Origin of the sequence: Synechococcus sp. UW179B (assembly GCF_900474245.1) — a bacterium.
Lineage (GTDB): Bacteria > Cyanobacteriota > Cyanobacteriia > PCC-6307 > Cyanobiaceae > Synechococcus_C.
Genome location: NZ_UCNZ01000026.1, coordinates 97,432 through 122,785, shown reverse-complemented (window position 1 = coordinate 122,785; position 25,354 = coordinate 97,432). Strand labels below are relative to the sequence as shown.

General features: G+C 54.2%; 27 protein-coding genes and 1 tRNA gene. 17 read left to right on the top strand and 11 right to left on the bottom strand.

All coding sequences use genetic code 11. From position 1 onward, the window contains the following. Positions 1 to 15: 15 nt before the first annotated feature. Positions 16 to 255 carry a DUF6447 family protein gene (locus tag DXY38_RS11840; RefSeq protein ID WP_115071809.1) on the top strand — a complete coding sequence of 80 codons (240 nt, stop codon included), beginning with the start codon at positions 16 to 18 and terminating at the stop codon, positions 253 to 255. Here the strand turns inward: DXY38_RS11840 and DXY38_RS11835 are convergent. From DXY38_RS11835 to carB, 3 genes are read right to left on the bottom strand one after another with little or no spacing between them, the layout of a single operon-like run. Next, complete coding sequence (locus tag DXY38_RS11835; RefSeq protein WP_115071808.1) at positions 230 to 1,570, bottom strand: sodium:alanine symporter family protein; 1,341 nt, start codon at positions 1,568 to 1,570, stop codon at positions 230 to 232. The genes DXY38_RS11840 and DXY38_RS11835 overlap by 26 nt on opposite strands. Positions 1,571 to 1,604: 34 nt before the next feature. Next, on the bottom strand, positions 1,605 to 2,276 hold the full coding sequence (locus tag DXY38_RS11830; protein ID WP_115071807.1) for a DUF3386 domain-containing protein: 672 nt from the start codon (positions 2,274 to 2,276) through the stop codon (positions 1,605 to 1,607). Positions 2,277 to 2,302: 26 nt separating this feature from the next. Continuing rightward, the gene (gene carB / locus DXY38_RS11825) at positions 2,303 to 5,626 is read right to left on the bottom strand and encodes a carbamoyl-phosphate synthase large subunit (protein ID WP_115071806.1); all 3,324 of its coding nucleotides are present in this window, start codon (positions 5,624 to 5,626) and stop codon (positions 2,303 to 2,305) included. 119 nt (positions 5,627 to 5,745) lie between these two features. Here carB and DXY38_RS11820 point away from each other — a divergent pair, with 119 nt between their 5' ends. From DXY38_RS11820 to DXY38_RS11795, 7 genes are all read left to right on the top strand, one after another. After that, complete coding sequence (locus DXY38_RS11820; RefSeq protein ID WP_115071805.1) at positions 5,746 to 6,381, top strand: DUF3318 domain-containing protein; 636 nt, start codon at positions 5,746 to 5,748, stop codon at positions 6,379 to 6,381. Further along, positions 6,374 to 6,742: a ribosome silencing factor gene (gene rsfS, locus DXY38_RS11815; protein WP_115071804.1), complete on the top strand. Its 369-nt coding sequence runs from the start codon at positions 6,374 to 6,376 to the stop codon at positions 6,740 to 6,742. The genes DXY38_RS11820 and rsfS overlap by 8 nt, the downstream gene beginning before the upstream one ends. An 11-nt stretch (positions 6,743 to 6,753) precedes the next feature. Next, positions 6,754 to 7,248: a CGLD27 family protein gene (locus DXY38_RS11810; RefSeq protein WP_115071803.1), complete on the top strand. Its 495-nt coding sequence runs from the start codon at positions 6,754 to 6,756 to the stop codon at positions 7,246 to 7,248. Positions 7,249 to 7,281: 33 nt separating this feature from the next. After that, positions 7,282 to 8,253 carry an asparaginase gene (locus tag DXY38_RS11805; RefSeq protein ID WP_115071802.1) on the top strand — a complete coding sequence of 324 codons (972 nt, stop codon included), beginning with the start codon at positions 7,282 to 7,284 and terminating at the stop codon, positions 8,251 to 8,253. 53 nt (positions 8,254 to 8,306) lie between these two features. Continuing rightward, positions 8,307 to 8,383 (top strand) — tRNA-Met (locus DXY38_RS11800). Positions 8,384 to 8,696: 313 nt separating this feature from the next. After that, positions 8,697 to 8,831, top strand: coding sequence for a hypothetical protein (locus DXY38_RS14105; RefSeq protein WP_256359573.1), 135 nt, complete (start codon positions 8,697 to 8,699; stop codon positions 8,829 to 8,831). A 21-nt stretch (positions 8,832 to 8,852) separates the two neighbouring features. After that, complete coding sequence (locus DXY38_RS11795; RefSeq protein ID WP_115071801.1) at positions 8,853 to 10,514, top strand: GMC oxidoreductase; 1,662 nt, start codon at positions 8,853 to 8,855, stop codon at positions 10,512 to 10,514. Here the strand turns inward: DXY38_RS11795 and DXY38_RS11790 are convergent. Together DXY38_RS11790 and DXY38_RS11780 are read right to left on the bottom strand one after the other, a co-directional pair. Beyond that, the gene (locus DXY38_RS11790) at positions 10,495 to 10,758 is read right to left on the bottom strand and encodes a DUF2811 domain-containing protein (RefSeq protein WP_115071800.1); all 264 of its coding nucleotides are present in this window, start codon (positions 10,756 to 10,758) and stop codon (positions 10,495 to 10,497) included. The genes DXY38_RS11795 and DXY38_RS11790 overlap by 20 nt on opposite strands. Positions 10,759 to 11,152: 394 nt before the next feature. Continuing rightward, complete coding sequence (locus DXY38_RS11780; protein WP_115071798.1) at positions 11,153 to 12,286, bottom strand: sirohydrochlorin chelatase; 1,134 nt, start codon at positions 12,284 to 12,286, stop codon at positions 11,153 to 11,155. 94 nt (positions 12,287 to 12,380) lie between these two features. Between DXY38_RS11780 and DXY38_RS11775 the strand changes: the two genes are divergently transcribed. Both DXY38_RS11775 and DXY38_RS11770 read left to right on the top strand, forming a co-directional pair. Beyond that, positions 12,381 to 13,649, top strand: coding sequence for an FAD-binding protein (locus tag DXY38_RS11775; protein ID WP_244279120.1), 1,269 nt, complete (start codon positions 12,381 to 12,383; stop codon positions 13,647 to 13,649). Positions 13,650 to 13,685: 36 nt separating this feature from the next. After that, a complete protein-coding gene (locus DXY38_RS11770; RefSeq protein ID WP_115071797.1) occupies positions 13,686 to 15,257 on the top strand; it encodes a SulP family inorganic anion transporter in 1,572 nt (523 codons plus the stop codon). Positions 15,258 to 15,276: 19 nt separating this feature from the next. On the opposite strand, the gene DXY38_RS11765 is transcribed toward DXY38_RS11770, so the two are convergent. Then, the gene (locus tag DXY38_RS11765; protein WP_244279119.1) at positions 15,277 to 15,531 is read right to left on the bottom strand and encodes a hypothetical protein; all 255 of its coding nucleotides are present in this window, start codon (positions 15,529 to 15,531) and stop codon (positions 15,277 to 15,279) included. A 179-nt stretch (positions 15,532 to 15,710) separates the two neighbouring features. Here DXY38_RS11765 and DXY38_RS11760 point away from each other — a divergent pair, with 179 nt between their 5' ends. Genes DXY38_RS11760 through DXY38_RS11740 form a run of 5 tightly spaced genes read left to right on the top strand, consistent with a single transcriptional unit; the run spans position 15,711 to position 19,984 of the window. Then, positions 15,711 to 16,763, top strand: coding sequence for an amino acid ABC transporter substrate-binding protein (locus DXY38_RS11760; protein ID WP_115072046.1), 1,053 nt, complete (start codon positions 15,711 to 15,713; stop codon positions 16,761 to 16,763). Next, positions 16,760 to 17,659, top strand: a complete 900-nt coding sequence (locus tag DXY38_RS11755; RefSeq protein ID WP_115071796.1) for an ABC transporter permease subunit — start codon at positions 16,760 to 16,762, stop codon at positions 17,657 to 17,659. Before DXY38_RS11760 ends, DXY38_RS11755 begins: the two co-directional genes overlap by 4 nt. Before the next feature lie 25 nt (positions 17,660 to 17,684). Continuing rightward, positions 17,685 to 18,188: an HdeD family acid-resistance protein gene (locus DXY38_RS11750; protein ID WP_006852408.1), complete on the top strand. Its 504-nt coding sequence runs from the start codon at positions 17,685 to 17,687 to the stop codon at positions 18,186 to 18,188. Next, positions 18,188 to 19,216 carry an amino acid ABC transporter permease gene (locus DXY38_RS11745; protein WP_115071795.1) on the top strand — a complete coding sequence of 343 codons (1,029 nt, stop codon included), beginning with the start codon at positions 18,188 to 18,190 and terminating at the stop codon, positions 19,214 to 19,216. Before DXY38_RS11750 ends, DXY38_RS11745 begins: the two co-directional genes overlap by 1 nt. 24 nt (positions 19,217 to 19,240) lie before the next feature. After that, complete coding sequence (locus DXY38_RS11740) at positions 19,241 to 19,984, top strand: amino acid ABC transporter ATP-binding protein (RefSeq protein ID WP_115071794.1); 744 nt, start codon at positions 19,241 to 19,243, stop codon at positions 19,982 to 19,984. On the opposite strand, the gene DXY38_RS11735 is transcribed toward DXY38_RS11740, so the two are convergent. Then, entirely contained in the window at positions 19,969 to 20,184 is a 216-nt protein-coding gene (locus DXY38_RS11735) for a hypothetical protein (protein ID WP_006852405.1), read from the bottom strand. The genes DXY38_RS11740 and DXY38_RS11735 overlap by 16 nt on opposite strands. A 210-nt stretch (positions 20,185 to 20,394) precedes the next feature. Here DXY38_RS11735 and DXY38_RS11730 point away from each other — a divergent pair, with 210 nt between their 5' ends. Continuing rightward, positions 20,395 to 21,231: an AEC family transporter gene (locus DXY38_RS11730; RefSeq protein ID WP_115072045.1), complete on the top strand. Its 837-nt coding sequence runs from the start codon at positions 20,395 to 20,397 to the stop codon at positions 21,229 to 21,231. Here DXY38_RS11730 and DXY38_RS11725 read toward each other — a convergent pair. Then, positions 21,173 to 21,760 carry an alpha-ketoglutarate-dependent dioxygenase AlkB gene (locus tag DXY38_RS11725; protein ID WP_115071793.1) on the bottom strand — a complete coding sequence of 196 codons (588 nt, stop codon included), beginning with the start codon at positions 21,758 to 21,760 and terminating at the stop codon, positions 21,173 to 21,175. The genes DXY38_RS11730 and DXY38_RS11725 overlap by 59 nt on opposite strands. An 85-nt stretch (positions 21,761 to 21,845) precedes the next feature. Between DXY38_RS11725 and DXY38_RS11720 the strand changes: the two genes are divergently transcribed. Further along, positions 21,846 to 22,160, top strand: coding sequence for a hypothetical protein (locus tag DXY38_RS11720; protein ID WP_115071792.1), 315 nt, complete (start codon positions 21,846 to 21,848; stop codon positions 22,158 to 22,160). A 44-nt stretch (positions 22,161 to 22,204) separates the two neighbouring features. Here DXY38_RS11720 and DXY38_RS11715 read toward each other — a convergent pair whose 3' ends face one another. The 3 genes from DXY38_RS11715 to DXY38_RS11705 all read right to left on the bottom strand — a co-directional run bounded on the left by DXY38_RS11715 (position 22,205) and on the right by DXY38_RS11705 (position 25,321). Further along, the gene (locus DXY38_RS11715; protein WP_006852399.1) at positions 22,205 to 23,098 is read right to left on the bottom strand and encodes a homoserine O-succinyltransferase; all 894 of its coding nucleotides are present in this window, start codon (positions 23,096 to 23,098) and stop codon (positions 22,205 to 22,207) included. A gap of 171 nt (positions 23,099 to 23,269) precedes the next feature. Continuing rightward, a complete protein-coding gene (locus tag DXY38_RS11710; protein ID WP_115071791.1) occupies positions 23,270 to 24,592 on the bottom strand; it encodes an O-acetylhomoserine aminocarboxypropyltransferase/cysteine synthase family protein in 1,323 nt (440 codons plus the stop codon). Between the two features lie 24 nt (positions 24,593 to 24,616). Then, positions 24,617 to 25,321: a hypothetical protein gene (locus DXY38_RS11705; RefSeq protein ID WP_115071790.1), complete on the bottom strand. Its 705-nt coding sequence runs from the start codon at positions 25,319 to 25,321 to the stop codon at positions 24,617 to 24,619. Positions 25,322 to 25,354 lie beyond the last annotated feature (33 nt).

Sequence of the window (25,354 nt, the reverse complement as noted above, 5' to 3'; positions counted from 1 at the left end):
GTTTGCTCTCCATTGATGACCAGCTCTTCCGTTTCCCAAGACCAGAACCCAATTCTGACCTTTGAAGGAAAACGCTACGACCTGAATAAGCTTCCAGATGAATTGAAAGAGCTCGTCCGAGGAATGCAGGTTGCTGACGCCCAATTACGCATGCATGAGGACACCCTCAAAGTGTTAGCGGTAGGGCGCCAGTCAATGGCGATGCAGCTCAACGAACGCCTAAAAGAGATCAGCCCTCTTCCTGAGAGCGACTGAAGTTGTAGTCGCCAGTGAGCTTGATAATCACTGGCGAGAGCAGGATCAAAGAAACAAGGTTTGGAAGAGCCATCAGGCCATTCAGGGTGTCAGCGACACCCCAAACAACGCCTCGATCTCCTGCCACTGAGCCGATAACGACAACGGCAACCCAGACAAAGCGGAAGGGCTTGATCGCCCTTTCGCCAAACAAGAATTCGGTGCAGCGTTCTCCATAGAAACTCCAACCGAGAACGGTTGTGAACGCAAACACGATGAGACCGGCAGTGACCACCCATCCGGCACCGCTCAGGCTTGTATTGAACGCCAAGATCGAGAGATTCGCACCAGACTCTCCACCGCCATAAACCCCACTGGTAATGATCACCAGTGCCGTCAACGTGCAGAGAATCAAGGTATCGATCACGGTTCCCAACATTGCAACAGTGCCTTGACGAACGGGATCATTCGTTTTGGCGGCCGCATGGGCAATTGGAGCACTGCCTAAACCAGCTTCATTGGAAAAAATGCCGCGTTTAAAGCCCATAAGAACCACCTGCCCCACAGCGCCACCTACAGCAGCTTCTCCACTGAAAGCATTGGAGAAAATCGTTCCAAAAGCAGCAGGTACGTCAACAATATTGATCCCCAAAGCAACAACGCAGGCAAGGATATAGAGGATGGTCATCGCTGGAACCAAAGCTGACGCTGCTTGAGAAATCCGGTCAATTCCGCCAATAATCACAGCAAAGACAAGCACTCCAAGCACCAATCCAGTCACCAACCTTGGAATACCAAAGGCCTCTAAAGCACTGGAGACTTCGAAACACTGAACTCCGTTGCCAATTCCAAAACCAGCAAGCATTCCAAACGTGGCAAACAAAACAGCAAGCCATTGCCAGTTTTTACCAAGACCATTGCGGATGTAATACATCGGACCACCGACGTGGTTCCCAAGACCATCAACCTCGCGATATTTCACAGCCAACACAGCCTCGCCATATTTGGTGGCGATACCAAACACAGCAATCACCCACATCCAAAACACAGCCCCGGGTCCACCCACGGCAATGGCACCAGCCACACCAGCAATATTGCCGGTGCCGATCGTGGCAGACAGAGATGTCATCAAAGCTGCGAAAGGAGAAATATCTCCCTGTTCAGAGGCGCTTGACCTAGTAGCCAACACGCGAACGCCAAAGATCAAGCGTCGCAACGGCATCAAACGCAGGCCGAACATCAAAAGAATGCCCGTCGCTGCAATCAAAATGACCATCGGCCAGCCCCAAACGATCCCATTGATGGGATCGTTGACTGCCGAAATAAGTGTTTCCATTCATCAGCTGAAACTCAGCTGATGGTGCCACATTTCAGGCGCTTGTCAGGTCAACAAAGCGAAAAGTCTGCTCACTTGCAGGAGAATCAGCGCATGCATCCGTACGAATTGTGCGCTCGCTCAGCACCCAAGCCCCACCTTCAGAAACGGGAACAAAGGTGTCGGTGAAACGATTCATTCCTCCGCGGGCCTCTCCACTCGCTGGATCAGAGTACTGACTGGTGTAACAACGACTGAGGTAACCATTCCCTGTATCAGTTGTGCTTTCGGTATGAATGGTTACCACCGTTCCATGAATATGACGATGGACCATCGTCACAACATCATTGTTAATTCGGTACTTATCACCTTCACCTTTACCGCCAATAATCACCTCAAGACCTTCATCGGTGCAATCACCGGCGGTAAAGGTATTTTCAGAATGGGTCTGCTCAAATGTGCGGCGCACACGATGAATACAGACTTCCCAAAGTTGCGACGCAAAAGCTTTTTCAACTTCAGGATCGGAAACCCCTTCAACCTTGGCTTTTAGATCAGAGCCAACATGGAACGTCCCTTCTACAGAGCGCTCACCTTGTAGCCAAATGCAGCGACCTGAGTATCCGGAAAATCCTGGATCCCAGGTGTAACGGTTTTGATAAGCAGCACGAAAAGCATCCCGGCAATCGCTGCCTGGAGCGATAACTGTCGCGGAGGTCGTGGTCAAGAGATCAACAGCAAGCTCTTAAAACCCTACTGGCCAACAAGCGATGCGTGGACGTCTTGTAGGGCATGAATCACGATTGTTCGAGTTTGCAAGGCTTCAATCGCCTCAACAGCTGCACGCGCACCAGCCAGTGTGGTGAGGGTGGGAACGGAATAGTCGAGAGCGGCCCGGCGCAAATAGCGATCATCGTGAGCAGCTTGACGTCCAATCGGCGTATTGATCACCAACTGCACCCCGCCAGAGCGAATCAGGTCTTCGATGTTGGGCCGTCCCTCATGCACCTTGAGGACAGACTCAACCTCCAACCCTTGCTCACGCAAAGCCCTGGCAGTTCCAGACGTTGCAATCAACTTGAAGCCCAATCCAATCAGCTGGTGCGCCACAGGCACCAAGTCCGTCTTGTCGCGATCATGGGTGGAAAGAAAGACGGTTCCGGCGGTAGGCAGCGCTTCCCCTGCCGCGAGTTCTGCCTTGGCAAAAGCCATGCCGAAATCAGATGCAGAACCCATCACTTCACCAGTCGAGCGCATCTCGGGACCGAGAAGAGAATCGGCCCCTGGAAAACGCCGGAAGGGGAGCACCGCTTCTTTCACGGTTTGCAAAGGAGGAACGGGCTCCTTCAGCAGACCAACCTGACTCAAGGTTTCACCAGCCATCAGGCGTGTTGCCAGTCGGGCCAAAGGCACACCGGTGGCTTTGGCCACAAAGGGAACCGTTCGAGACGCACGGGGATTGGCTTCGATGATGAACACCTTCTCTTCTCCATCGACAGCACGTTGAACCGCGAATTGCAAATTGATCAATCCCTGAACTTTCAATGTGGTTGCTAACGCCTCACTCCAACGCCGAATAACAGCCAAAGCATCATCACTCAGAGAGATAGAAGGCAAACAGCAGGCTGAATCTCCAGAGTGAATTCCTGCCGGTTCGATATGTTCCATCAAGCCACCAATCACAACGGTACCTTCACGATCACAAAGGGCATCAACATCAACCTCAACAGCATTTTCTAGATACTGATCAATCAGCACAGGGTGATCTGGCTCTACTTGAACAGCTTCTTTCATATAGCGATTGAGCTCCGTCTCGTCGTAGACGACTTCCATAGCGCGCCCACCTAAGACATAGGAGGGACGAACCACGACGGGATAGCCAACGTTGCCAGCAATGGATCGCGCTTCAACTTCACTCCGAGCCAGACCATTACGAGGTTGTCGGATATCAAGTTTCCGCAAAATGGCCTCGAACTGTTCTCGATCTTCCGCGAGATCAATAGATTCTGGTGAAGTCCCCCAAATTTGAGTCCCGGTCGACACTCCCTTCGCTGTGGATAACCAATTCAAAAGAGGCAATGCAAGCTTGAGAGGTGTCTGCCCACCAAATTGAACAATCACTCCACTGGGGCACTCTGCCTCAATCACATTCAGCACATCTTCGAGCGTTAGAGGCTCAAAATAAAGACGGTCACTGCTGTCGTAATCCGTAGAGACCGTCTCAGGATTGCTGTTTAACATCACCGTCGCAAAACCCTGATCCTGCGCAGAGAAAGAGGCATGGCAACAACAGTAATCAAATTCGATACCCTGGCCGATGCGATTAGGACCTCCACCCAAAATCATTAACTTGGGTCTTGTTTCAACGGCAACTTCAGTGGAAGGAGCCATGGGTTGGAGTTGTCCATCTGACTTCAAGCGAAACAGCGGACGTTCATAGGTTGAATAGTGATAAGGAGTGGAGGAGGCAAATTCAGCGGCACATGTATCCACTGTTTTAAAGACAGGAGTCACACCCAATTGATCCCTGCGCTCTCGCACATCCAGCTCTTTACTATCAACAAACCAGGCAATTTGACGATCTGAATACCCCAACATTTTAAGCTTTAACAGCGCTGGTTCATCAAGATCTTCGAGCGTGCGGTCCTTTAAAAGCTCAGATTCAGCATCAATCAATCCCCTTAACTTTGCAAGAAACCAAGGATCAATATGGCTCAATTCATAAATATGGTCATCTGTCATTCCTGCCAGCATGGCGCTGCGGACAGCCAAAATCCGATCGGGAGAAGGCGTCCTTAGCGAGCGTTCAAGATCGGTTTTAGAGCACGAGGGCTCCGGACGATCACCCCCCCAGCCGGACAGGCCAGTCTCCAGGGATCGCAAGGCTTTCTGGAACGACTCTTCGAAACAACGACCGATGGCCATCGCCTCACCAACCGACTTCATCGCGGTTGTCAAAACAGCGGGAGATCCCCGGAACTTTTCAAATGCAAAACGAGGGACTTTCGTCACCACGTAGTCGATGGTCGGCTCAAAACAGGCTGGTGTCTTCCCAGTGATGTCGTTGAGGATCTCATCGAGGGTGTATCCAATCGCCAACCTCGCAGCGATCTTGGCAATCGGAAATCCAGTGGCCTTGCTGGCCAGGGCAGAGGAGCGACTCACCCTTGGATTCATTTCGATCACCACCACTTCGCCATCAGCCGGATTGATGGCGAACTGGATATTGCTGCCACCTGTGGCCACACCGATCTCACGAATGATCGCGATCGATTGATCTCGCAACCTTTGGTATTCCCGATCTGTCAGCGTTTGGGCTGGTGCCACGGTGATTGAGTCACCGGTGTGGACCCCCATGGGATCCAAATTCTCGATGCTGCAAACAATCACGACGTTGTCTGCCAAATCACGCATCACCTCAAGCTCAAATTCCTTCCAGCCGAGAAGAGATTTCTCAATCAGAATCTGAGAGACAGGACTGGCATCCAGGCCCGTCTTGCAAATGGCACTGAACTCCTCGGGGTTGTAAGCAATCCCGCCGCCACTTCCACCGAGCGTGAAGGCGGGTCGAATGATGCGTGGATAGCTGCCAATCGAGGCACCAACCGATTCAGCCTCGTCCAAATTGGACGCGATTCCTGACGGGCAAACGTGAACGCCAATGCGCTCCATCGCCTGCTTGAACAGTTGACGGTCTTCCGCTTTTTGAATCGCTTGGAGATCAGCACCGATCAGCTCAACGCCAAACCGCTCCAGCGTTCCATTTTCGGCGAGGGCAACCGCCAAATTGAGAGCGGTCTGCCCTCCCATGGTTGGAAGCAAGGCATCGGGCCGCTCCTGTTCAATCACGCGCGTCACAACGTCCGGCGTGAGCGGCTCGACGTACGTGCGATCGGCCATTTCCGGATCCGTCATGATCGAAGCCGGATTCGAGTTGATCAGGATGACCTCAAATCCCTCTGCCCTCAGGGCTTTACAAGCCTGAGTTCCTGAATAGTCGAACTCGCAGGCCTGTCCGATCACAATCGGTCCGGAACCCAACAGGAGGATGCGACGAAGATCGTTCCGCCGGGGCATGGGCCTTCAATACAGCCAAACCAGCCAATACTCCCATGTGGAGCCCTTGAAAGATTTCACCAGCAACCTTTCGGGTCGGTTGGTCGCTAGCGTTAGGTCAAAGGAGTGCTTGATTCACCATGAGTGAGCTCCAGCGACTGAAAGGGTTGCTGCCACCAGAGATGCAGAGCTGGGTGTTCGTGGAAGCTGCTGCTGCTGTGGAACCTGCTCTGATCACGCTTGAAGAGATCGGCAGAGATGAGGTCGAGATTCAAGTGGATCTCGACCTATGGGACAGCTTCGCTCTCGATCACAGAAACCTGCTGTTTTGGCACGAAGTCGGTCGCATCCAAAACGACACCATTCCCAGAGATGGATGGGAAATGGCTGCTCTGGCTATTGGCCTGGGCGGCGCGATTGGTGAGCTTTGGGTCCAGGACGGCCTGTTGTTGTTCATGGCCCTCGGCTTGTCCGGGTTTGCTGGCTATCGCCTGTATCTCAAAAACAATGCCGAGAAGCGCCTTCGTGATGCGATCGCGGCAGATGAGCGGGCGATTGATCTGGCTTGCCGCTTTGGCTACAGCGTTCCGAACTCCTACAAAAGCTTGGGTGGCGCCCTCAAGGAGTTAGTGGAGCAGACACGCAAAAAGAAAAAGCGGAGTTTTTACGAAGATCGGCTGGAAGCCCTCCGCAAAAGTGCAGGCAAAGCAAGGGCTGAAATGGCTCAGCAACAAGGCTCCAATCAATCCGTTACCAGCGAGAACGTTTATGGATAGTGAACAACTCGCTGAGCTTGCAGCCGAGGCTTGCGATGATCGCAAGGGTGTGGATATCCAGCTGATTCGGGTCGAAGAGGTCTCAAGCCTCGCCGATTGGTTAGTGATAGCAGGCGGTCAGAGTGACGTTCAGGTCAAGGCCATGGCTCGATCGGTTGAAGACCGCCTGGAAGAGGAAGCGCAACGACTCCCCCTACGCAAGGAAGGGCTGAATGAAGGTCGCTGGGCCCTGCTGGATTACGGCGAGTTGATTGTTCACATCCTGCAATCGCAGGAACGCAGTTATTACGACCTAGAAGCGTTCTGGAGTCACGGTGAACGCCGTCCCCATCTAGCGTCCGAGACATCCGTAGGCCTCTGACACCTGTTCATATGGCCGCGACAATCTCCTGCCCTGTTCCCCCGGATCAACGTCCCCAGGAAGAGTTTTCCCAGCTCAGCCAATCATGGTTTTTTGCCTGGCCGCGTCATCGACAAATCGATCTAGACAAAGCTTTGGTTTTGAGCTGGCTTCTGATCGTTCCTCTCACCGTGTTGATCGCGAGCGGTAGTTGGAGCTTGAGACACGATCCCGTTCGCCTCGTGCTGGCAGGTGCTGTTTCGGGGCTGGTTTTACCGATGTTGTTACTGGTGCGCCAATGGCTGGGTTGGAGCTATGTCCACAAGCGTCTTCTTTCTGAACGCGTGGAATACGAAGAATCCGGTTGGTATGACGGACAAGTTTGGGAAAAACCCTTGTCCTGGCGCGAACGTGATCTGCTGCTTGCCCAACATGAAGTTCGCCCCATCCTCGGACGGCTAGGCAGAGCCATGGCCACAACCACAGGGCTGATTCTTGGTGGAGCCAGCCTCTGTACGGCTCTCTAATTTCGCTGACATTTTCTTGCTGAGATCTCCTCTATGACCCTTTCTTCTGGCTACGGCAGATCGTCCAGAAACTCCAGCTGTCCTGCTTTTGAGGTCGTGCTGAAACGAGGTTCCTCGGTGGAATCCATCCATCGCGTCCATGCCGTGGTCTGTGATGCAAAAGGAAGAATTCTGATGAAGGCCGGACGGGCTGATCATGAAACCTTCGTGAGATCAGCACTCAAGCCCTTCCAGGCCTTGCCTGCCCTCAGCAGTGGCGCCTCCGGAACCTATGACTTTGGCGATCGCGGCTTGGCGATCAGTTGTGCCTCCCATGCCGGGACTTCTGAACATGCCAGGGAAGCGTTCCGACTGCTTTGGAATGCCCAACTAGAGCCGGACGCTCTCCACTGTCCAATTCCAGCTTGGGGTCACAGTCCCCTGGAGCACAATTGCTCTGGAAAACATGCGGCATTCCTTGCCACATCACGAAAAATGGGGTGGCCCCTCGAGAGCTATCTCCAAGGTGACCATCCACTGCAGCAAGAAATCAATCGGCGCGTGGGGGAAATCCTTGGACTCCCAGCGCAGGAACTCGTGGCTGAGCGCGATGACTGCGGTGCGCCCACCCTGCTCCTGCAGCTGTCCCAGATCGCCTTGCTCTACGCCCATCTCGGCGCTTCAACCCATGCAGAGCTAGAGCAAATCAGCAGAGCGATGCTCGCCCACCCCAAGCTTGTGGCCGGAGAGGGTCGCTTCGACACAGAGCTCATGTCCCGCTCACATCAGCAGGTGATTAGCAAGGGGGGCGCCGAAGGCGTTCAGTGCTTGAGCAGAACGGGAGATGGCCTGGGAGTTGCGATCAAGGTGGAAGATGGCTCTCGTCGTGCCAAACAGGCGGTCGCGCTGCATCTCCTGCGACAACTTGATTGGATCACTCAGGGGAGCCTGGACGAACTAGAGGACAAGATGTTGATCATCGGCCCAGGCCTGCGGCTCGAAGTGAAAGGAGAACTCCGCGCGTGAACGCTCACAATCGCTAGGGCTGCGAACCCCAAGTTGTATAGTTTTGGAGTCAACGCGGGGTAGAGCAGTCTGGTAGCTCGTCGGGCTCATAACCCGAAGGTCGGGAGTTCAAATCTCCCCCCCGCCACCAAATCAAAAAGCCCCTCTTTATGAGGGGTTTTTTAATGTTTGACACGTCAATCCCATCCATGTTCGAAGAATCTTTCATTCTTGGACTTCAGACCCAGCAACGTGTTCTCACACTTAAACCATTGATTGACAAGTAGAGAGTCACCCATGAATGGGCGCGCGCAATACAAAACCTCACTTCTAATAAAACAAATATGTCAAAAACTTTATCCTAAAATCTAATTCCGCATTAAGCCGACCAACGAAACATCAAGACTGTCCAAAGCAAGGCTTATTGGATCGATTCTTACTTCAAATAGCAATCACTATCAGGAATGAAGTCTGAGGGGAATTTCAATGATTGGATCAAGACATCCCCATCCCAACGACTGATCAAGGCACTCAGTCTCTGCCAGGTCACTCAGCTGATCGAACAGCAGATCGAATCCGCTGGCGAAGAGGGACACTAAGAACAGGTCATCGCTTGAGCTGTGCCGCTGAAACCCTTCGAAGCCATCGTGATCGGTTCAGGTGCAACCGGAGGCGTGGCCGCCCAAACGCTCGCTGAAGCAGGGGTCCGTGTCCTGGTGGTGGAAACAGGACCCGACCTCAGCGCTCAAGAGGCCCTGGGAAGCGAACCCAGCAACAGCATGAGACGGGTTAGCGGCCTTCTCAGCGGAAAGCATCGGCTTCAGGCCCAGCACCCCGGCTATTGGAAACACAATCCACTGCTCTATGCCGATGAGCAGCGCTATCCGTATTCCACACCAAACGATCAACCTTTTCTCTGGACTCAAGGACGCCAGGTTGGAGGCAGAAGTTTGACCTGGGGTGGAATCACCCTTCGACTCTCAGACCTGGAATTTAAAGCTGCAGAGCAGGATGGCCACGGGTACTCCTGGCCGATTTCCCATCAAGATCTCGATTCGCATTATTCCTCGCTGGAGCGGCAATTTGCTGTTCATGGCAACAGAGATGGACTAGCGCAGCTCCCAGATGGTTGCACCACCGCACCCCTGAGCTTCACCCCAGAGGAAGAACAGCTGGCGAGAGACCTCCAGGACTCGGCTGACATCAAGATGATTCACTCCCGCGGGTTTTCGGCACATCAACCGTCCGCAGAGTGTCCATGGCCCCCATCAAGCAGTCCGGGAAGCAGTCTCAGCGCAGCCCTCTCCACTGGACGCGTGGAGGTGCTGTCAGGACACCTGGCAGAACGCCTACTGATGAACGGCGATCAAAGTCGCGCCCGCGGAGTCGTTGTGATCGATCAACGCAACGGTGAGCGCATGGCCTTGGAGGCAGCTTTGGTGGTTCTCTGCGCTTCCACCATTGCCTCGCTGCGATTTCTATTGCTCTCAGAGGGCTCATCAGCACCAGAAGGAGGCTTTCAGGATCCCTCAGCCAGCCTGGGACGTCACTTGATGGATCACGTCTCCACCTGCCGCTTCTTTGCCGTTCCAAGCAGGAGTGGGCGTCAACCTCTCCAAGACCAAGACCCCACCAGCCAATTGTCGGGGGCTGGAAGTTTTTTCCTTCCCTTTGGGAGTCTCCCACCACACCGCGACGGGCTTCTCCCATTTTCAAGAGGGTATGGACTGTGGGGCGCAATCAATCGCTTTGATCCGCCCTGGTGGTTAAAAAGGAATCCCGACTGTCGCTTGGGTTTTCTGATTGGTCACGGGGAAGTGCTTCCGTCCGCTCAAAACCGGGTCACCTTGTCGGAAACAGTCGATCGCTGGGGCGTTCCCATCCCGCATATCAGCTGCCGATGGGGAGCGAACGAAACAGCAATGGTGGCTCACATGCACACCATGATGGCTGAGGCCATTGCTCTTGGTGGAGGGGAGATTCAACCGCTCACCGATCTTGTCAAGATGCCGCTGATCGAACCTGTTGTCAGCAATATGGAGGCCATGAAAGCAGGCGCGCCTCCGCCTGGGTACTACGTGCACGAGCTGGGTGGAGCTCCGATGGGCAGCGATGAGAACAACAGCGTTGTGGATCCCTGGAATCGCCTCTGGCGCTGTCCAAATGTGTTGGTTGTTGACGGCTCCTGTTGGCCCACTTCAGCGTGGCAAAGTCCGACGTTGACGATGATGGCCCTCACGAGGAGAGCTTGTTTGCAAGCGCTCAGGCCTGAGAGCGCGTAAAAAGATCATCGAGGTAACGCTCTGTAACGGCTCGATCAGTACAACCATTTTGCACTAAAAATTGAGCAATTGCTGAACTAAGCAGACGATATTGATCCCAGCGAGGATTTAATCCAATGAAATCCTTCATTCCGCGATAAAGAACCTCGGGGATTTCCGCTTCCATACTCACCAATGAAATTCCTAGGTCGTCGAGTGATTCAGCGACGGGAGTTTCGCAATGTTCAAGCTGATACTGATCCATGGAATAAGGGCAATCCTCGGTGGGGCTCGTTACTAAGGAAGACACATGAAGGGGGCAACAGTCAAAAACGAAGACATTGAGGAAATGAGAGGGAAACCCAGGTGAGATTCATTGCGCCCCAGTGGATCTCGAAGACCGGGTCGTGATGCATTTGAACCGAGTGCTGGCATTGCCGAAGATGTCAAGTTCAGTTGAAGCCAAATTGGGAAAACCACAGACTCTCAGCAATGAGCCTGGATCCCGCATAAAGACCGTGGAAAACGCGGCTGATTCTGTGGAAAAAGTAGGAACAATCAGCTTGCTCCTGGATTGATCAGCCTCGCTTATATGGGCAAGTCTCTTTGGACTTACGCGGGACAGATTCATTGAGAAAGCGAGTAAAAACGTGCGTCCTTCATGATTCAGGGGCATCTGTCTTTGAATCCACACGGCGAGCACGAAGGGTGCTTGGGCCTAAGGGATGTTCCGCATGCGGATAGGGGTGATGTCCATGGTCATGGGCGTGGTCGTGGTCGTGGTCGTGGTCGTGAGTGTGGTCTCCATGCATGGGAGAAGGATGCCCACCCCCCAGCGGAATAGGCACACCATCGGGCTGACAAGCACCGGTGCACTCGCGCTCGCATAGATCGCAGCCATCGGTCAGGCCCTCCACATGGTGATGGTGGCTGGCCTGGGCTAGGCCCACCTCTGTCTCAAAGCCGAGCACCTGTGCTCTGTATTTACAGAGCGAGCAATTCATCGCTGTCTCACCACCGAGCACCTCATCCACCCGCTCCACAAACGTGTCTTGGACCCTTGCATGGTCTCCGAGGTAGGAGGCATGCAGAAATTCCACCTCGGGATGATCGTTGGCGACGCGTTCACTGTGCTGGCGAATCCTGGTCACAAGAACACCAGAAAACAGGAAATAGGGGAACACGATGATGCGCTTAAACCCAAGGCGCACCACATGCCGCAGACCTGGCTCCACCAGCGGGAACGTCACGCCTGAATAGACGGTTTCTCCCCAGCCGAAGCCAAACCCTTCCACAAGCATCCGCGCAACCTTGGCGACATTGGAATTGGCATCTGGATCCGATGACCCGCGTCCAACAACCACCAACATGGTTTCGGACAAAGGAACGCTTGGATTGGCGTCCAAGGCTTCTTGGATCCGAGCGCCTGCGGCTGCAATCATCAATCGATCAACACCCAGTTCTCTGCCGTAATCGATCTCCAAACCCGTTTCAGCGCTGTAGGTGTTCAGCACAGACGGGATGTCGTTTTTGGCGTGGCCTGCTGCAAACAACATGGCCGGAATGGCCAACACCCGCTCCACCCCTTGCTCTCTTAAGCGATCCAAACCATCCCTAAGGATTGGATTGGCAAATTCCAAAAACCCATGTTCAACAGGAATCGGGCTCATGCGCCGGCGAAGACCGAGCGCGAGACGTTCAAATTCCTCAACCGCTAAGCGATTCCTGCTGCCATGACCACAAATTAAAACGCCGTAAGGCGATGGTTGCGGCGCACTCGGATCTGAACTCACTCGGTTCGTTCCACTCCCACGACACTATCCTCGGCATTGTTGAATCGCGCTTGTTGGTCTTGCCTCGACCACCGGTTCGCATGGGAGCCAAAACGTGACCAAGCATGCTGCGCTTTGGAATCCATTGGCCAACGATTCACACCCTGCGGGGTGGATCTCGTCTGATGCAATCACGCTTTCCAATCTGATTCGCCAAGGGATCCAGCCAAGCCCGTTGATGGTTTGTTCAGGGGGCACAAGCAGTCGCTGTGCTGCCGATGGACTCTGGACTCTGGACTTGAGAGCGCGCCATCGCCAGCTGGTGATCAGCGAAGCAGGCGATGAGGTGGAGATTGGGGCAGGACTCTCCATGGCCGAGGTTTTAGAAGGTCTGCAAACCAGGGGGCGCTCGATCCCCGTTGGCCTCTCCACCCTTCCAGGAAGCGGCTTTGTTTTAACGGGTGGCATCAGTCCCCTAAGCCGATCCCAGGGCCTAGCCATGGATCACATCGTGGGGCTGCGAGGGGTTTGGGGAAACGGCGACTTCTTCGAGCTGTCAGCCCCGGTGAGTCCCCATGAAGAGCAGCAGCAATGGAGAGGCCTGCTCGGTGCCGCTCCATTCCTAGCCATTGTCACGGCGATCCGGTTGCGTACGCAGGAGCTCACACCGCTCGTCATTTGGCGGAGCATTGGCAGCGCTCAGCAGCTTTCCATTGCGATGGAGGTGGCAGAACAGTGGAACCACAGCGCCAGCTTGCAGTGGACCTGGAACGAAAGAATTGAGCTGTTCATTGTTTGCTTTGCGAACGACGCTGCCGCGATAAAAGCGGTGGAGTCGCTGAAAACACGGCTAGGCCAATGCGCTGAGTCCAGCATGACGATGGTGCCCGGCCAACATGCCCAGCCCCCCTTTGGAACATTGGCGAGATCCACGGCTCTCCAAGGGCGCATCCACACCGAAATCGTCAGCAGGCTCGGGCCAGCCTGGGGCCAACGCTGGCCGGCACTCATGGCAGAACTGGAGCAACTCATGCGCAGGCGTCCTCACCCCGGATGCCAAATCAGTGCCCAACAACTTGGTGGGAAGAGTTCTCAGGTTCCCGTTTCACGCACCTCCTTCCTTCATCGCGATGCGATCTGGAAACCATGGTGTACGGCCACTTGGTCCGCAGGTGATACCAAGGGGCGAGACCGAGCACTGGAGTGGTTATGGCAGACCAACAACCTTGTCTCTGACTACTGCCCAGGTGCTCACCTCGCTCAGATCCATCCCCACCTGTCGTGCCACAAGGCGGAACTCCATGACGCCTTTCAAGACTGGCTTCCAGGCCTCAATCAATTGAAGACACATCACGATCCCCACGGGTTGCTGCCACCTCTCTGAGATACGGTCCCTGAATAGAAAGTGGCACTGACGCCCATGGCTTCCTCTCCCGCAATGGGACTTCAGAACTGGTTCAGCAATCCGAGACGGGATGTTCTCTCAGGCCTGGTCGTGGCCTTCGCCATGATTCCAGAAGCAATCGCCTTCTCTGGGATCGCAGGCGTAGATCCCAGAGTTGGATTGTTTGGAGCCTTTTGCCTCTCCATAACAATTGCCTTCGTCGGTGGACGAACGGCGATGATCACCTCCGCCACGGGATCGACAGCCCTGTTGATGACCGGATTGGTCGCGACAGGAAATTTGCGCGGGGAAGGCCTGGGGCTGGCCTATTTGATGGCAGCAGGAATTCTCACCGGAGTCTTCCAAATTCTCTGGGGATATTTGCGCCTGGCTTATCAGATGCGATTCGTGCCTCTGGGTGTCTTAAGCGGATTTGTGAATGCTCTTGCTTTATTGATCTTTCAGGCTCAACTTCCTCAATTGGGAATCAACCTTCACTTTGGAGAAGCCGGCCATGACCATGCCATGCAGGCCCTCAGTGGAAGTCAAATTCCCGTTGTCTGGGCCCTCGTTTTGCTTGGTCTTGTCATTATTTATGGCCTACCGCGCATCACACGCGTCCTGCCTTCCCAACTAGTAGCGATCATTGTGATTACAGCCATCAGCATGGGGCTGAATCTGGACATTCCCAAGGTTGAGAACCTTGGAGAGCTTCCTAATGGCCTTCCTATGTTTAACCTTCCCTTTGGCGATGTAAGCAATCAACGGGTTCCTTTCAGTCTTGAAACGTTTGGGATTGTCTTGCCAACAGCACTTTCAATCTCGCTGGTTGGCCTCATGGAAACATTCCTCACCCAAGATATTCTTGACGAAAGAACTGATTCTAATTCAAATAAAAATACGGAAGCAAAAGGCCAGGGAATTGCAAACATCGTGTCCTCCTTGTTCGGCGGAATGGCTGGCTGCGCCTTGGTCGGCCAGTCCGTCATGAACATCGACAACGGTGGACGTACACGTCTCTCCACACTGTCGTCGGGGATCAGCCTCTTAGCGATGATTTTGCTTGCCAGCGCTTGGCTGAAGCAGATCCCCATGGCCGCGCTGGTCGCAGTCATGATTGGAATCGCCTTGAGCACAGCCGACGTGGCTGGGCTGCGCAATATTCGCAATATCCCCAAAAGTGACACGGCCGTGATGCTGATGACTTTCGCGGTCACCATGCTCACCACGCCCCACAACCTTGCTCTAGGTGTATTGGCAGGTGTGGCCCTTGCAGGCATTTTATTCAGCCGCAAAGTCGCAAAAGTGATTCGCGTTGAAGCGATCAAAATCAGTGAAGACGAAAGTCGCTATGTAGTCAGTGGACAATTGTTCTTTGTAAGCAAGATTTATTTCCTACAAGGATTTGACGTACACGATCATCCAGCCAGAATCACCATTGACATGAGCCAGGCACATATTTGGGATCAAAGCGGCGTTGGAGCACTCAACCAACTCATTCGCAAGCTCAGACTTGGCGGATCTGTCGTGAATGTGGAGGGGTTAAACAAAGAAAGTTTGAATCTGTTTGAAAAAATTGGAAGTCAACCTGAGGGCAGTCATGGTTGAGCATGAATCAGCTTGAGCACTATTTCTTGTTGTAGAGGAGTGCCAAACAAGCCGTCATGTCATTGCGCATGCCTTCGAGACGATTCCTGATCTCAACATCATTCGGATTCAACTCGACATAGCGAACGGTCACATCGTTACCGATGCTCATGATCAGACAAAGGGTTTGCAAATCATTCGTTTCAACAGCCCTGATTCGAGCCCCCTCAAGCATTACTTTTAAAAGGGACATTTTATTGTAATAAGCCTGTTGATCAGTTTCCTTCCAGGCCATCACTGGAGGAACCATGCCAAATAAAATCAGAGCCGAAAACAGGGCCGATCTCACAAAGGTTCGCATCATCGAGTTGTTCACGAACACGTGTGAAAACTAAACCAGTTCTTTGGATTGACAAGATCGTTCCCCCTGATGAACGAGCTCTGACACACTTGATCCCTAACAGAGACAATCAGATGAGAGTCCGTCTTCTTGCACTGCCGCTGGTTTCTCTCCTATTCATTTTGAATGGATGTGCCACCCTCGGAGAAGGCGGTGCTTCAAGACTTGATCTGATCAAACGGAGAACGGAACTTCGCTGTGGAGTCAGCGGCAAAATTCCCGGTTTTAGTTTTCTACAAAGGGATGGATCCTTTGCAGGACTGGATGTAGACATCTGCCGAGCCTTTGCTGCGGCCTTTACTGGAAGCCCAGATCAGGTGCAGTACAGGTCTCTGACCGCTCCCGAACGATTCACTGCGCTCCGAACTGGAGAGATTGATCTCCTATCGCGCAACACCACGTTCAACCTCAGCAGAGATGCTGCAGGAGGAAACGGCGTCAGCTTCGCTCCCGTTGTGTTCCACGACGGGCAGGGGCTCTTGGTCAAGCGCAACAGTGGAATCACCAAGCTCAGCAACCTCAAGGGCAAAACCATCTGCGTGGGCTCAGGCACGACAACCGAGCAAAACCTCAACGATGCCTTTCAGGCCAGAGGGATCGACTACAAACCGGTCAAGTATCAGGATCTCAATCAAGTGATCGCTGGCTACCTCCAAGGTCGCTGCAGCGCCATGACCTCCGATCGCTCTCAGCTCGCTGCGGCCAGATCCGGCTTTAACAACCCCGAGCAACACGTCATTCTCCCTGAAGTCTTGAGCAAAGAGCCCCTCGCTCCACTGGCAGCAGGTGGTGATCAGCGACTCACCGACGCCATGCGCTGGGTGATCTATGCATTGATCGCCGCGGAAGAATTAGGCATTAACCAACAAAATATTGGAGACAAAGTTGAAGAAGCCAAACGCCGACCTGAACTCACTCAACTGAGGCGCTTTCTTGGCATAGAAGGTGATTTAGGTCAAAAGCTAGGTTTAAACAACGATTTCATTGTCAACGTGATCCAAGCAGTAGGAAATTACGGTGAAATCTATGATCGACATCTCGGCCCTAAAAGCGCCGTGCCGATCCCGAGAGGCCTCAATCATCTGCACAGCAATGGAGGTGTGCTGACCTCACCCCCGTTCCAATGAATCGTTCGAAACGCTGGTGGTGGCAGGTCATCATCGTGCTTGGGCTCCTCACGGTGATGGGGATTCTGATTAATAATCTCGCCGTCAATTTGATAAGAACGGGCCTAGGGCTCAGTTTTGATTGGTTGTGGCGACCCGCAGGTTTCGCGCTCAGTGAGCACCCCCTTCCTTATCAACCTTCAGACAGCACAGCCTGGGCTTTGTTGATGGGATGGCTGAACAGCTTGCGCGTGATCGTTGCAGGGATTGTGTTGGCCACCCTGCTTGGCGTCACCACCGGTGCTGCTCGGCGCAGTCTCAATCCATTGTTGAGACAGTTAGCAGCTCTCTATGTGGGATTGATTCGTCAGATCCCTCTTCTCTTGCAGCTTCTGTTCTGGTACTTCGTTGCCTTCCTGGGACTTCCTTCCGAGCCATTCGCACCCCTTGGAGCAGTCATTCACCTGTCGAATCAGGGGATCAGCTTGCTCGGAGTCACGCTCAGTGTGGAGTTTGCAGCCGTCCTGCTCGGACTCAGCGTGTTTACGGGAGCGTCGATTGCGGAGGTGGTTCGCGGTGGTCTCGATTCCGTGCCACGAGGTCAGTGGGAGGCCTTCCGCAGTCTTGGCATGACGGAGGGCCTGGGCTTACGCCGCATCGTGCTTCCCCAGGCCCTTCCGGCAATCCTGCCTGCCCTGAGCAGTCAATATTTGAATCTGGCCAAAAACAGCACCTTGGCGATTGCCGTTGGCTACGCCGATCTCTATGCGGTGAGTGACACAACCATCACCCAAACAGGACGCGCAATCGAGGGATTTTTGCTGCTTTTGCTGAGTTTTCTGCTCCTGAACTTGCTGATCAATGGGGGCATGCAGCTGCTGAACCGAGCTGTTTTAAGGGGCCAGCACCATCATTAAACTGATCCTCAAGCAGTCCGCTTTTATGAATACTCGCCGAATCGCCGCAGTCCTTTTAATTGTGGCGTCTATTGCAGCCATTTTGCTGCCCTTTGCATCAGCAACCCTTCTCACCATTGGATTAGGGGGAATTGTGTTCGTCGCTGGGCTGAATCAACTGCTTCGGATTGGAGATATTCCAAACAATCAGGGGAAACTTTTTAAAGGTTTGTCAGGCCTGCTTTATATCGGCGGTGCTGTCTTCATTCTGATCGACCCAATCGACAGTGAAATCAGTCTCACGCTGTTTGCAGGTGTCCTCTTGCTTGTGGAAGGGGTCATGGAATTAGCAACAGGAGCCAGTACGAATGCACCCGCACGCGGTCTTGTGGTGGTGGATGGAATCGTGACGGCCGTCCTCGGATTGCTGCTGGTGATCGAATGGCCTTCTGACAGCCTCTGGGCTTTGGGGACCATCTTTGGAGTCTCTCTTTTCCTGTCCGCCTTGAACTTGCTCAAGCCCACAGATGCTCCACCAGCTGCCAGCTAATGGCGAGCCGATTCAAGCCTCGGCAGCGGCGTTATCAGCGTTGGCGCCAAAAACCGATTGAGGCCGCATCGAGCGTTTTCATCCTCGGGTTGATTGCTTGGGCTCTCTGGTCAACCGGATCCTGGCTGATCACTGGAGCTGATTGGCGGGTGGTGACTCACAACTTTCCGCTGTATGCCTTTGGCAGCTATCCCGCTGATCAACGCTGGCGGCCTTTGCTATGGATGGTCCTCATCCTGATCTTGACGATCACCACGCTGGGCAGTGATCGCTTACCTCAAGCTCTGAAACGCCTCCAGCCACTCTTGCCATGGGCATGGATCCTGATGGTGCCCACCGGAGTGGTCCTGCTGGCTGGATCCGCCAACCTTCAAGCCGTGCCATCTCGCGCCTGGGGCGGGCTCACGCTCACATTGCTGCTGACAGCAGCGAGTGGGGCATTAGCCCTACCCATGGGTGTCGCGCTTGCGATCGGCAGAACATCCCATTTGGGTTTGGTGGCGATGCTCTGCCGCCTCTACATCGACCTGATGCGTGCCGTCCCTCTCATTGCGGTGTTGTTCTTTGGGCAATTGCTTCTACCGCTTTTCCTCCCGGTTGAAATCGAAATCAACCGAGTCTTGCGAGCGGTGATGGCGTTTGCACTGTTTGCCGCGGCCTATGTCGCTGAGGATGTGCGCGGAGGACTGCAGTCCATCCCGCCCACCCAAGGGGAAGCGGCCGCGGCCCTCGGTCTCAATACGTCCCTCACGATGAGACTGATCATTCTTCCCCAGGCACTGAGAATTGCTATTCCGGCCTTAACCAACCAAGCGATCGGGTTGCTGCAAAACACCAGCTTGATGGCCATTCTTGGATTGATCGAGCTACTAGGAATTAGCAGAAGCTTGCTTGCAAACCCTGAATACATCGGCCGTCATCTTGAGGTTTATGTCTGGCTCGCCGGTGTCTATTGGCTGCTCTGTTCAGGGATGGCCCTTTTGGCAAAGCGAATTGAACGTCAAGGCCTCTTATCGACTGGCTCCTAAGACCGCTCGTACTTCCAAAACACCATGTCTATTGCCATCCAAGCGCAGTCCGTCAGCAAGTCCTATTCCGACGATCATCGAGCCCTTGATGAGGTCAATCTCAGCGTCAGCCTTGGCGAAGTTCTGGTGGTCATGGGGCCCTCTGGTTCAGGAAAAAGCACCTTGATCCGCACGTTCAATGGGTTGGAAAGCATTGATGAAGGTCAACTGGAAATCGTAGGCATTCAGCTGGATTCCAACCATGACGAACGACAGATCAAACGAATCCGGCGACGGGTTGGAATGGTGTTTCAACAGTTCAATTTGTTTCCCCATCTCTCGATCCTCGACAACATCACCTTGGCTCCAATCCGTGTCAAAAAGACAAATAAAAAAGAAGCGGAACTGAGGGCCATGGCGCTGTTGAGCCAAATGGGGATTGCTGATCAGGCCATGAAACGCCCCGCCCAGCTCAGTGGCGGGCAGCAACAACGGGTCGCCATCGCCAGAGCTTTGGCGATGGATCCAGAGGTGATGCTGTTTGACGAACCAACCAGTGCTCTCGATCCAGAACGCGTCAAAGAAGTTCTCGATGCCATGCGCACGCTGGCCTCAGCAGGAATGACCATGGTGGTCGTCACCCATGAGCTGGGATTTGCCCGTGAGGTCGCTGACCGGGTGCTGTTTATGGACGCGGGAAAAGTGGTTGAACTTTCCGACGCCAAGACATTTTTTAGTCATGCCAAAGAAGAGCGCAGCAGGCGCTTTCTCAATCAAATGACCAACTGACAACGGCCATCCAACTGGTGCAGAGCCCGCTCAGCTGCCACAAGCTCCCTTTCGGTCTGCAGCCAGCTTTCATTGCCAACGGGGAGGCTGTTGATTTGCTCAGCCAAACGCTCCTGCAAGCGCTCACGTTGAGCTTGCAAGGCCTCACTGAGCCGAACAACTCTCTGGGGGATGGAACAGAAAGGAGCCGAAACAGCCACTGAGCACCGGTCGTGGGACAGCTGAGACTTTGGCACATCATCGCGAATGTTCCTAGTCTTTACCGAGATCTGGCAGTCACCGCGATTGATCGCCTCCTGGTTGAACTCATTCCAGGCCTTCTGAGTGGATATCTGCTTGGACGCTTCAAACCGGGGTGGATCAAACCGCTAGCGACGCCACTCGTGCGCTACGGCGTTCCCATCAGCCTGATGGGCTTGCTCTTGAAGGGTGGATTGCATAGCTCCCTGGTGAGCACGGCCGCCATCGCCGCGGCCGCCATCATGGTCATGCTGCTGATGCTGAACAGTTGGCGTGAAGGCGGCAATCAGCAACTATCACCCACGCTTCAACTGGGAAGTTGCGTCGGCAACACGGCTTATTTCGGGATTCCGGTCGCCCTGGCCTTACTCCCCCCGGAGGCCCTATCGATCAGCATCGGCTACGACTTGGGCGCAACCCTGCTTTGTTGGGGACTCGGACCCATCTGGCTCGCAGGAGCTCGGCCGGAGGCTCATCCTTCCCGTTGGCGTGAGTTAGTCAACCACCTCAGTTCGAGTCCAGCATCACGAGGACTCCTGGGAGCCTTGCTTGTGATGGCAACGCCATGGCAAGCAACGATTACGACCGCACTCTGGATGCCTTCAAGGGTGGTCATCGTGCTGGCCTTGATCGTTGTGGGCATGCGACTCGCAGGCCTTGCAGAGGAGAGGTCAGCAGCAACGCATCTTGGGCAGAGACACCCTGAGCAAAGACTGCGCCCTCAAGCCAACCTGTTGAATGCTGCGCTGGTCTGCAAGCTTTTGCTCTTTCCTGCCTTTCTGTTTGGACTCAGCTTGATCCTTCCCATCAGCTCTATCGCACGTCAGGCTCTTGTCTTGCAGGCTGCAGCCCCCACGGCCATTTCCGTGCTTCTGATCGCAGAAACCGAACAGGCAGACAGCACGGCAGCAGCACAGCTCATTTGGCGCAGCACCCTGATCGCCATGATCACGATTCCGATTTGGGCTTGGCTGCTGAAGACGATGGCAGAAAGACTCGGAACGTGAGGTTCAACCGTGCCGTGCGGACCCTCCTGCGGACCGGAAGGCCATGCATCCACAAGCGTTGACACTCAGGCTCCATCACCAGCAGATCCCCATCTGCAAGCGCTAGTTCCTCTCGGCACTGGCTCTGGCGATGCCGAAACTGAAAAGCCCTGGTGGCACCAAACGAAAGGGAGGCGATTGGATAGTTGGCATCAATCTCCGGTTCATCATCAGCATGCCAACCCATGCGGTCGTCTCCATCCCGATAGAGATTGAACAGGCATCCATTGAATGGAGCCGAGCAACTCTCATTCACCTTCTCAAGCAAAGGCGTAAACCAGTCGGGCCATCCCTGGCCTCGATGCGTCACACCGCTATAGCGATACGACACTGAAGCGTCCGCAAGGAAAGCCGCCAATCGCGGCACAGGGTGGACCTTGCCGTAAACCCGAACTTGGGGCTGCTCCCAGACGATCTGTTCCTGACACAGTCCAAACCAGTAAGCCGAAGCCTGCGGTTCAAGCCAGCCAACACGATGGTTCCAGCTCATCGATCGAGGGTCTTGCCAACAACAAACCAGTAACGAGCCATAACAGAGACGAAAACTTCGAGCGAACTACCCATACATTCTTTCCATGGCAGCTCGTATCACGGAATCGGAGTTTCTCAAACGGGCGCATGAGCGCTTCGGTGAACACTTTGATTATTCAGAGATCAAATACCGCAGCTACAAGAGTCCGGTCAAAATTCGTTGCAACGACCATCCGGTGCAACTGATCAACATCACGCCTGAGAAACATCTGCAAACCACAGGGGGCTGTCGGCACTGCCTCAGAGAAAGACGGATTGCCGCCTTGGAGCGGGAGCTCAATCGCGATGCTGCTCAGCGGCCGACCGAAACCCCAGCTCCAATCAAAACAGCCGCAAAAAAGGGAGCCCTGTCCTCCTAGCGGGCACTCCCTCTCCTGCTAAAGGGGGAGCCGAGCCGTTCTGGTTAGGACTGAAGACTCACACGGTGGTAGCAGAACCACAACCACTGCTGGAAGAGCAAATTGCGATGGGAACGCCAGAGCGTTCTCGGGTGATCCGCATCAAAGTTTTCAGGTGGTGGAACATCACCACGGGCGCGATCGCGCTCCATTTCCCCTTGCAACCTCCCAACGTTGTATTCAGGATGGCCAAGATGCATGAGCTGACGCTGATCCGGCGTCTCAAAAATGGTGTACCCCACCTTCTCTCCATGGGCTAAAAGCCTCAGTCGCCCCTGGCGTTGCGCCGATTCCATCGCCGCATCCGGCAAACCCGCATGACGGCTTTGGGGACAGAGAAATTGATCATCCTGCGTTCCCATAAGCGGATGACCAGGCACAAGACTGCGCATCGGAAACACCCCAAATAGTTTCCGATCAAACGTCACCTTGTTCACTCCAGCGAGATAGGCCAGAGCAAATCCAGCCCAACAGAGGCCCAGAGTGCTGGCACAAGAGTGACGAGCTTCCTTAATCAGCTCAACCAATTCTGGCCAATAGGTGACGTCCTCAAATGCCAGGTGTTCCACTGGAGCACCGGTAATGATTAATCCATCCAATGGACGCTGGGACTGAGCCTCCTCCCAACTCACGTAGTGCTGGTTGAGATGGGCCTGGTCCCAACTTCGGTACGCATGCGATTGAAGACGAATCCAAATCGGTTCAATCTGAAGAACCGAAAGACCCAGAGGATGCAAGAGGTTGAATTCGTACTGCTTCCCTAGGGGCATGATGTTGAGAATGCCAATGCGCAGGGGCCGGATGTCCTGACGCTCGGCTTGTTCAGGTTCAATCCAAGAGATCCGGTTCCGTTCAACAGCGGTGATCTTGTGATAGTTCCTAGGAAGTATGAGTGCCATCAGCTCAGATCCCTTCCACTGACTGAGTTTGATCCATCATGTATTCAATGACGAGCGGCCTTTCTATGCATGGTGTGGTCTTTTCAAGGTAGCCACAGCCCATCTCCATGACTGCACAGAATATCGACCACCTGGGCCTTGGGCTCCAAGTGATCGACCACCTCTCCCTACTCAGCTCGCCAGCGCCTGCTCAAAATCAGCCTTGATGTCATCGATATGTTCCAAACCGACAGACACGCGCACCATGGTGGGAGTCACACCAGCTGAAGCTTGTTCATCAGCACTGAGCTGCTGATGGGTCGTGGAGGCTGGGTGAATCACCAGCGTCTTGGAGTCGCCCACATTGGCGAGATGGCTGGCCAACTTGAGACTGTCGATGAAACGCACCGCATCGTCGTAGCCACCCTTCAGGGAGAACATCAGCATGCAGCCCATCCCACGGTCGGTGAGATAGCGCTTAGCACTTGCGTGATAAGGGTCGCTGGGCAATCCGGGATAGCTCACATGAGCAACACTGGAATGCTCCTGCAACCAAGTGGCCAGCGCCATCGCATTTTGCGCATGTCTCTCCACGCGCAAGCTCAGGGTTTCAAGGCCTTGCAGCAACAAAAAGCTGTTAAAAGGACTGATGGCCGGTCCCCAATCGCGGAGACACTCCACCCTTGCTCTGAGCGCAAAGGCGATGTTGCGTTCATCGGGTAACCCCAGCATTTTGCAGATGTCACTCCCGAAACCAAAGGCATCCCAGTGCACAAGGCCGTGATACGCGGCACTCGGCTGACTCATCAACGGGAACTTGCCATTTCCCCAGTTGAAGGTGCCGGCATCCACAATCACTCCACCAAGGCTGGTGCCGTGTCCACCAATCCATTTCGTCGCACTCTCCACCACCACATCGGCGCCATGCTCAATCGGTCGAATCAAGGCTCCCGCCGCTCCGAGGGTGTTGTCGACAATCAGAGGGATGCCCCGTTCCTTCGCGAGTGCAGAGAGGCCAGCGAAGTCGGGAATGTTGAAGCGGGGGTTGCCCATCGCTTCCACATAGATCGCCTTGGTGTTGTCATCAATCTGCGCCGCAAAGCTGGCGACATCGTCACCATCAGCAAACTTGACCTGGATTCCTAGGCGCGGAAATTGCACCTTGAATTGGTTGTAGGTGCCGCCGTACAGAAAGGATGTGGAAACAAAGTTGTCTCCTGCCTGCATGCAGTTGGTGATCGCCAAAAACTGAGCTGACTGCCCCGAAGCGGTGGCGACAGCCGCCACCCCACCTTCCAAAGCAGCAACGCGCTTTTCAAAGACATCCGTCGTGGGGTTCATCAACCGGGTGTAGATGTTCCCGAATTCCTTCAACCCAAACAAGTTGGCGCCGTGTTCAGCGTTGTTGAACACGTAGGAGCTGGTCTGGTAGATCGGGACCGCCCGAGAGTTTGTCGTGGGGTCAGGGACCTGACCAGCATGCAACTGAAGGGTCTCGAAACGTTGTGATGTCAAGGCCGAAATACGGATAACTCCGTTCTAGCTCGCAACTTCCATTGCAGGGTTCCAATTGTCGTCAGGTGCCGGTTTTTCAGTCTCAGCAAGGGATGGAAGCGTGTCACGCATCAGAGGGCCAAAGCGACTGCGCACTTCTGATCGAAAGGAGCTTGCTGCTTCAGCACTGAGCACTGGATAGGGCTGGTCACCCTCCTGCTCGCGCAAATGACGCCACTTGCTGTTCTCTTGCGCCTTGAGTTCTTTTAAGGCAGCCATGAAGTCGTAATTCTTGGTCTGACCATCTGCAGCAGCGAGAGGGCCAGCCTGGGCTGCGAGTTCTTCCCGGACCGCATCAAATGCTTTGGCCTTAATCGTGTCGGGAAGCCCAAGAACTGGCTGGTAGTAATCGAGCAAACGTCTCTCCTCCTCCAGCAAGATCGGCCAAGCACCACGGGATCCTTCGGGTAAGGCATACCCGGCTTCAGCCGTATCCATCGCCTCTAGATGGAAACAGAGCCAGCGGTAATAGGACTTTTCGTTGATCGCCTTTTTCGCTGCAGCCTTGCCCGAAACAATCGCTGGGAGTGCGGCTTCAGCCTTACGCAGGAACAAACGATCCTCACGTTCGAGGTTCATTGCTCCCCAACGCTGGCGATAGTCCCATAGCTCGGCGTATCGGGCCACTTCGTCCGTGGACCAACCAAGGGTCTTGAGCTCATCGGCTCGATGCGTCAGTTCCTTCGCCAAAGAGCTCAGCCTTCATCTGATCGGAATCGTAGA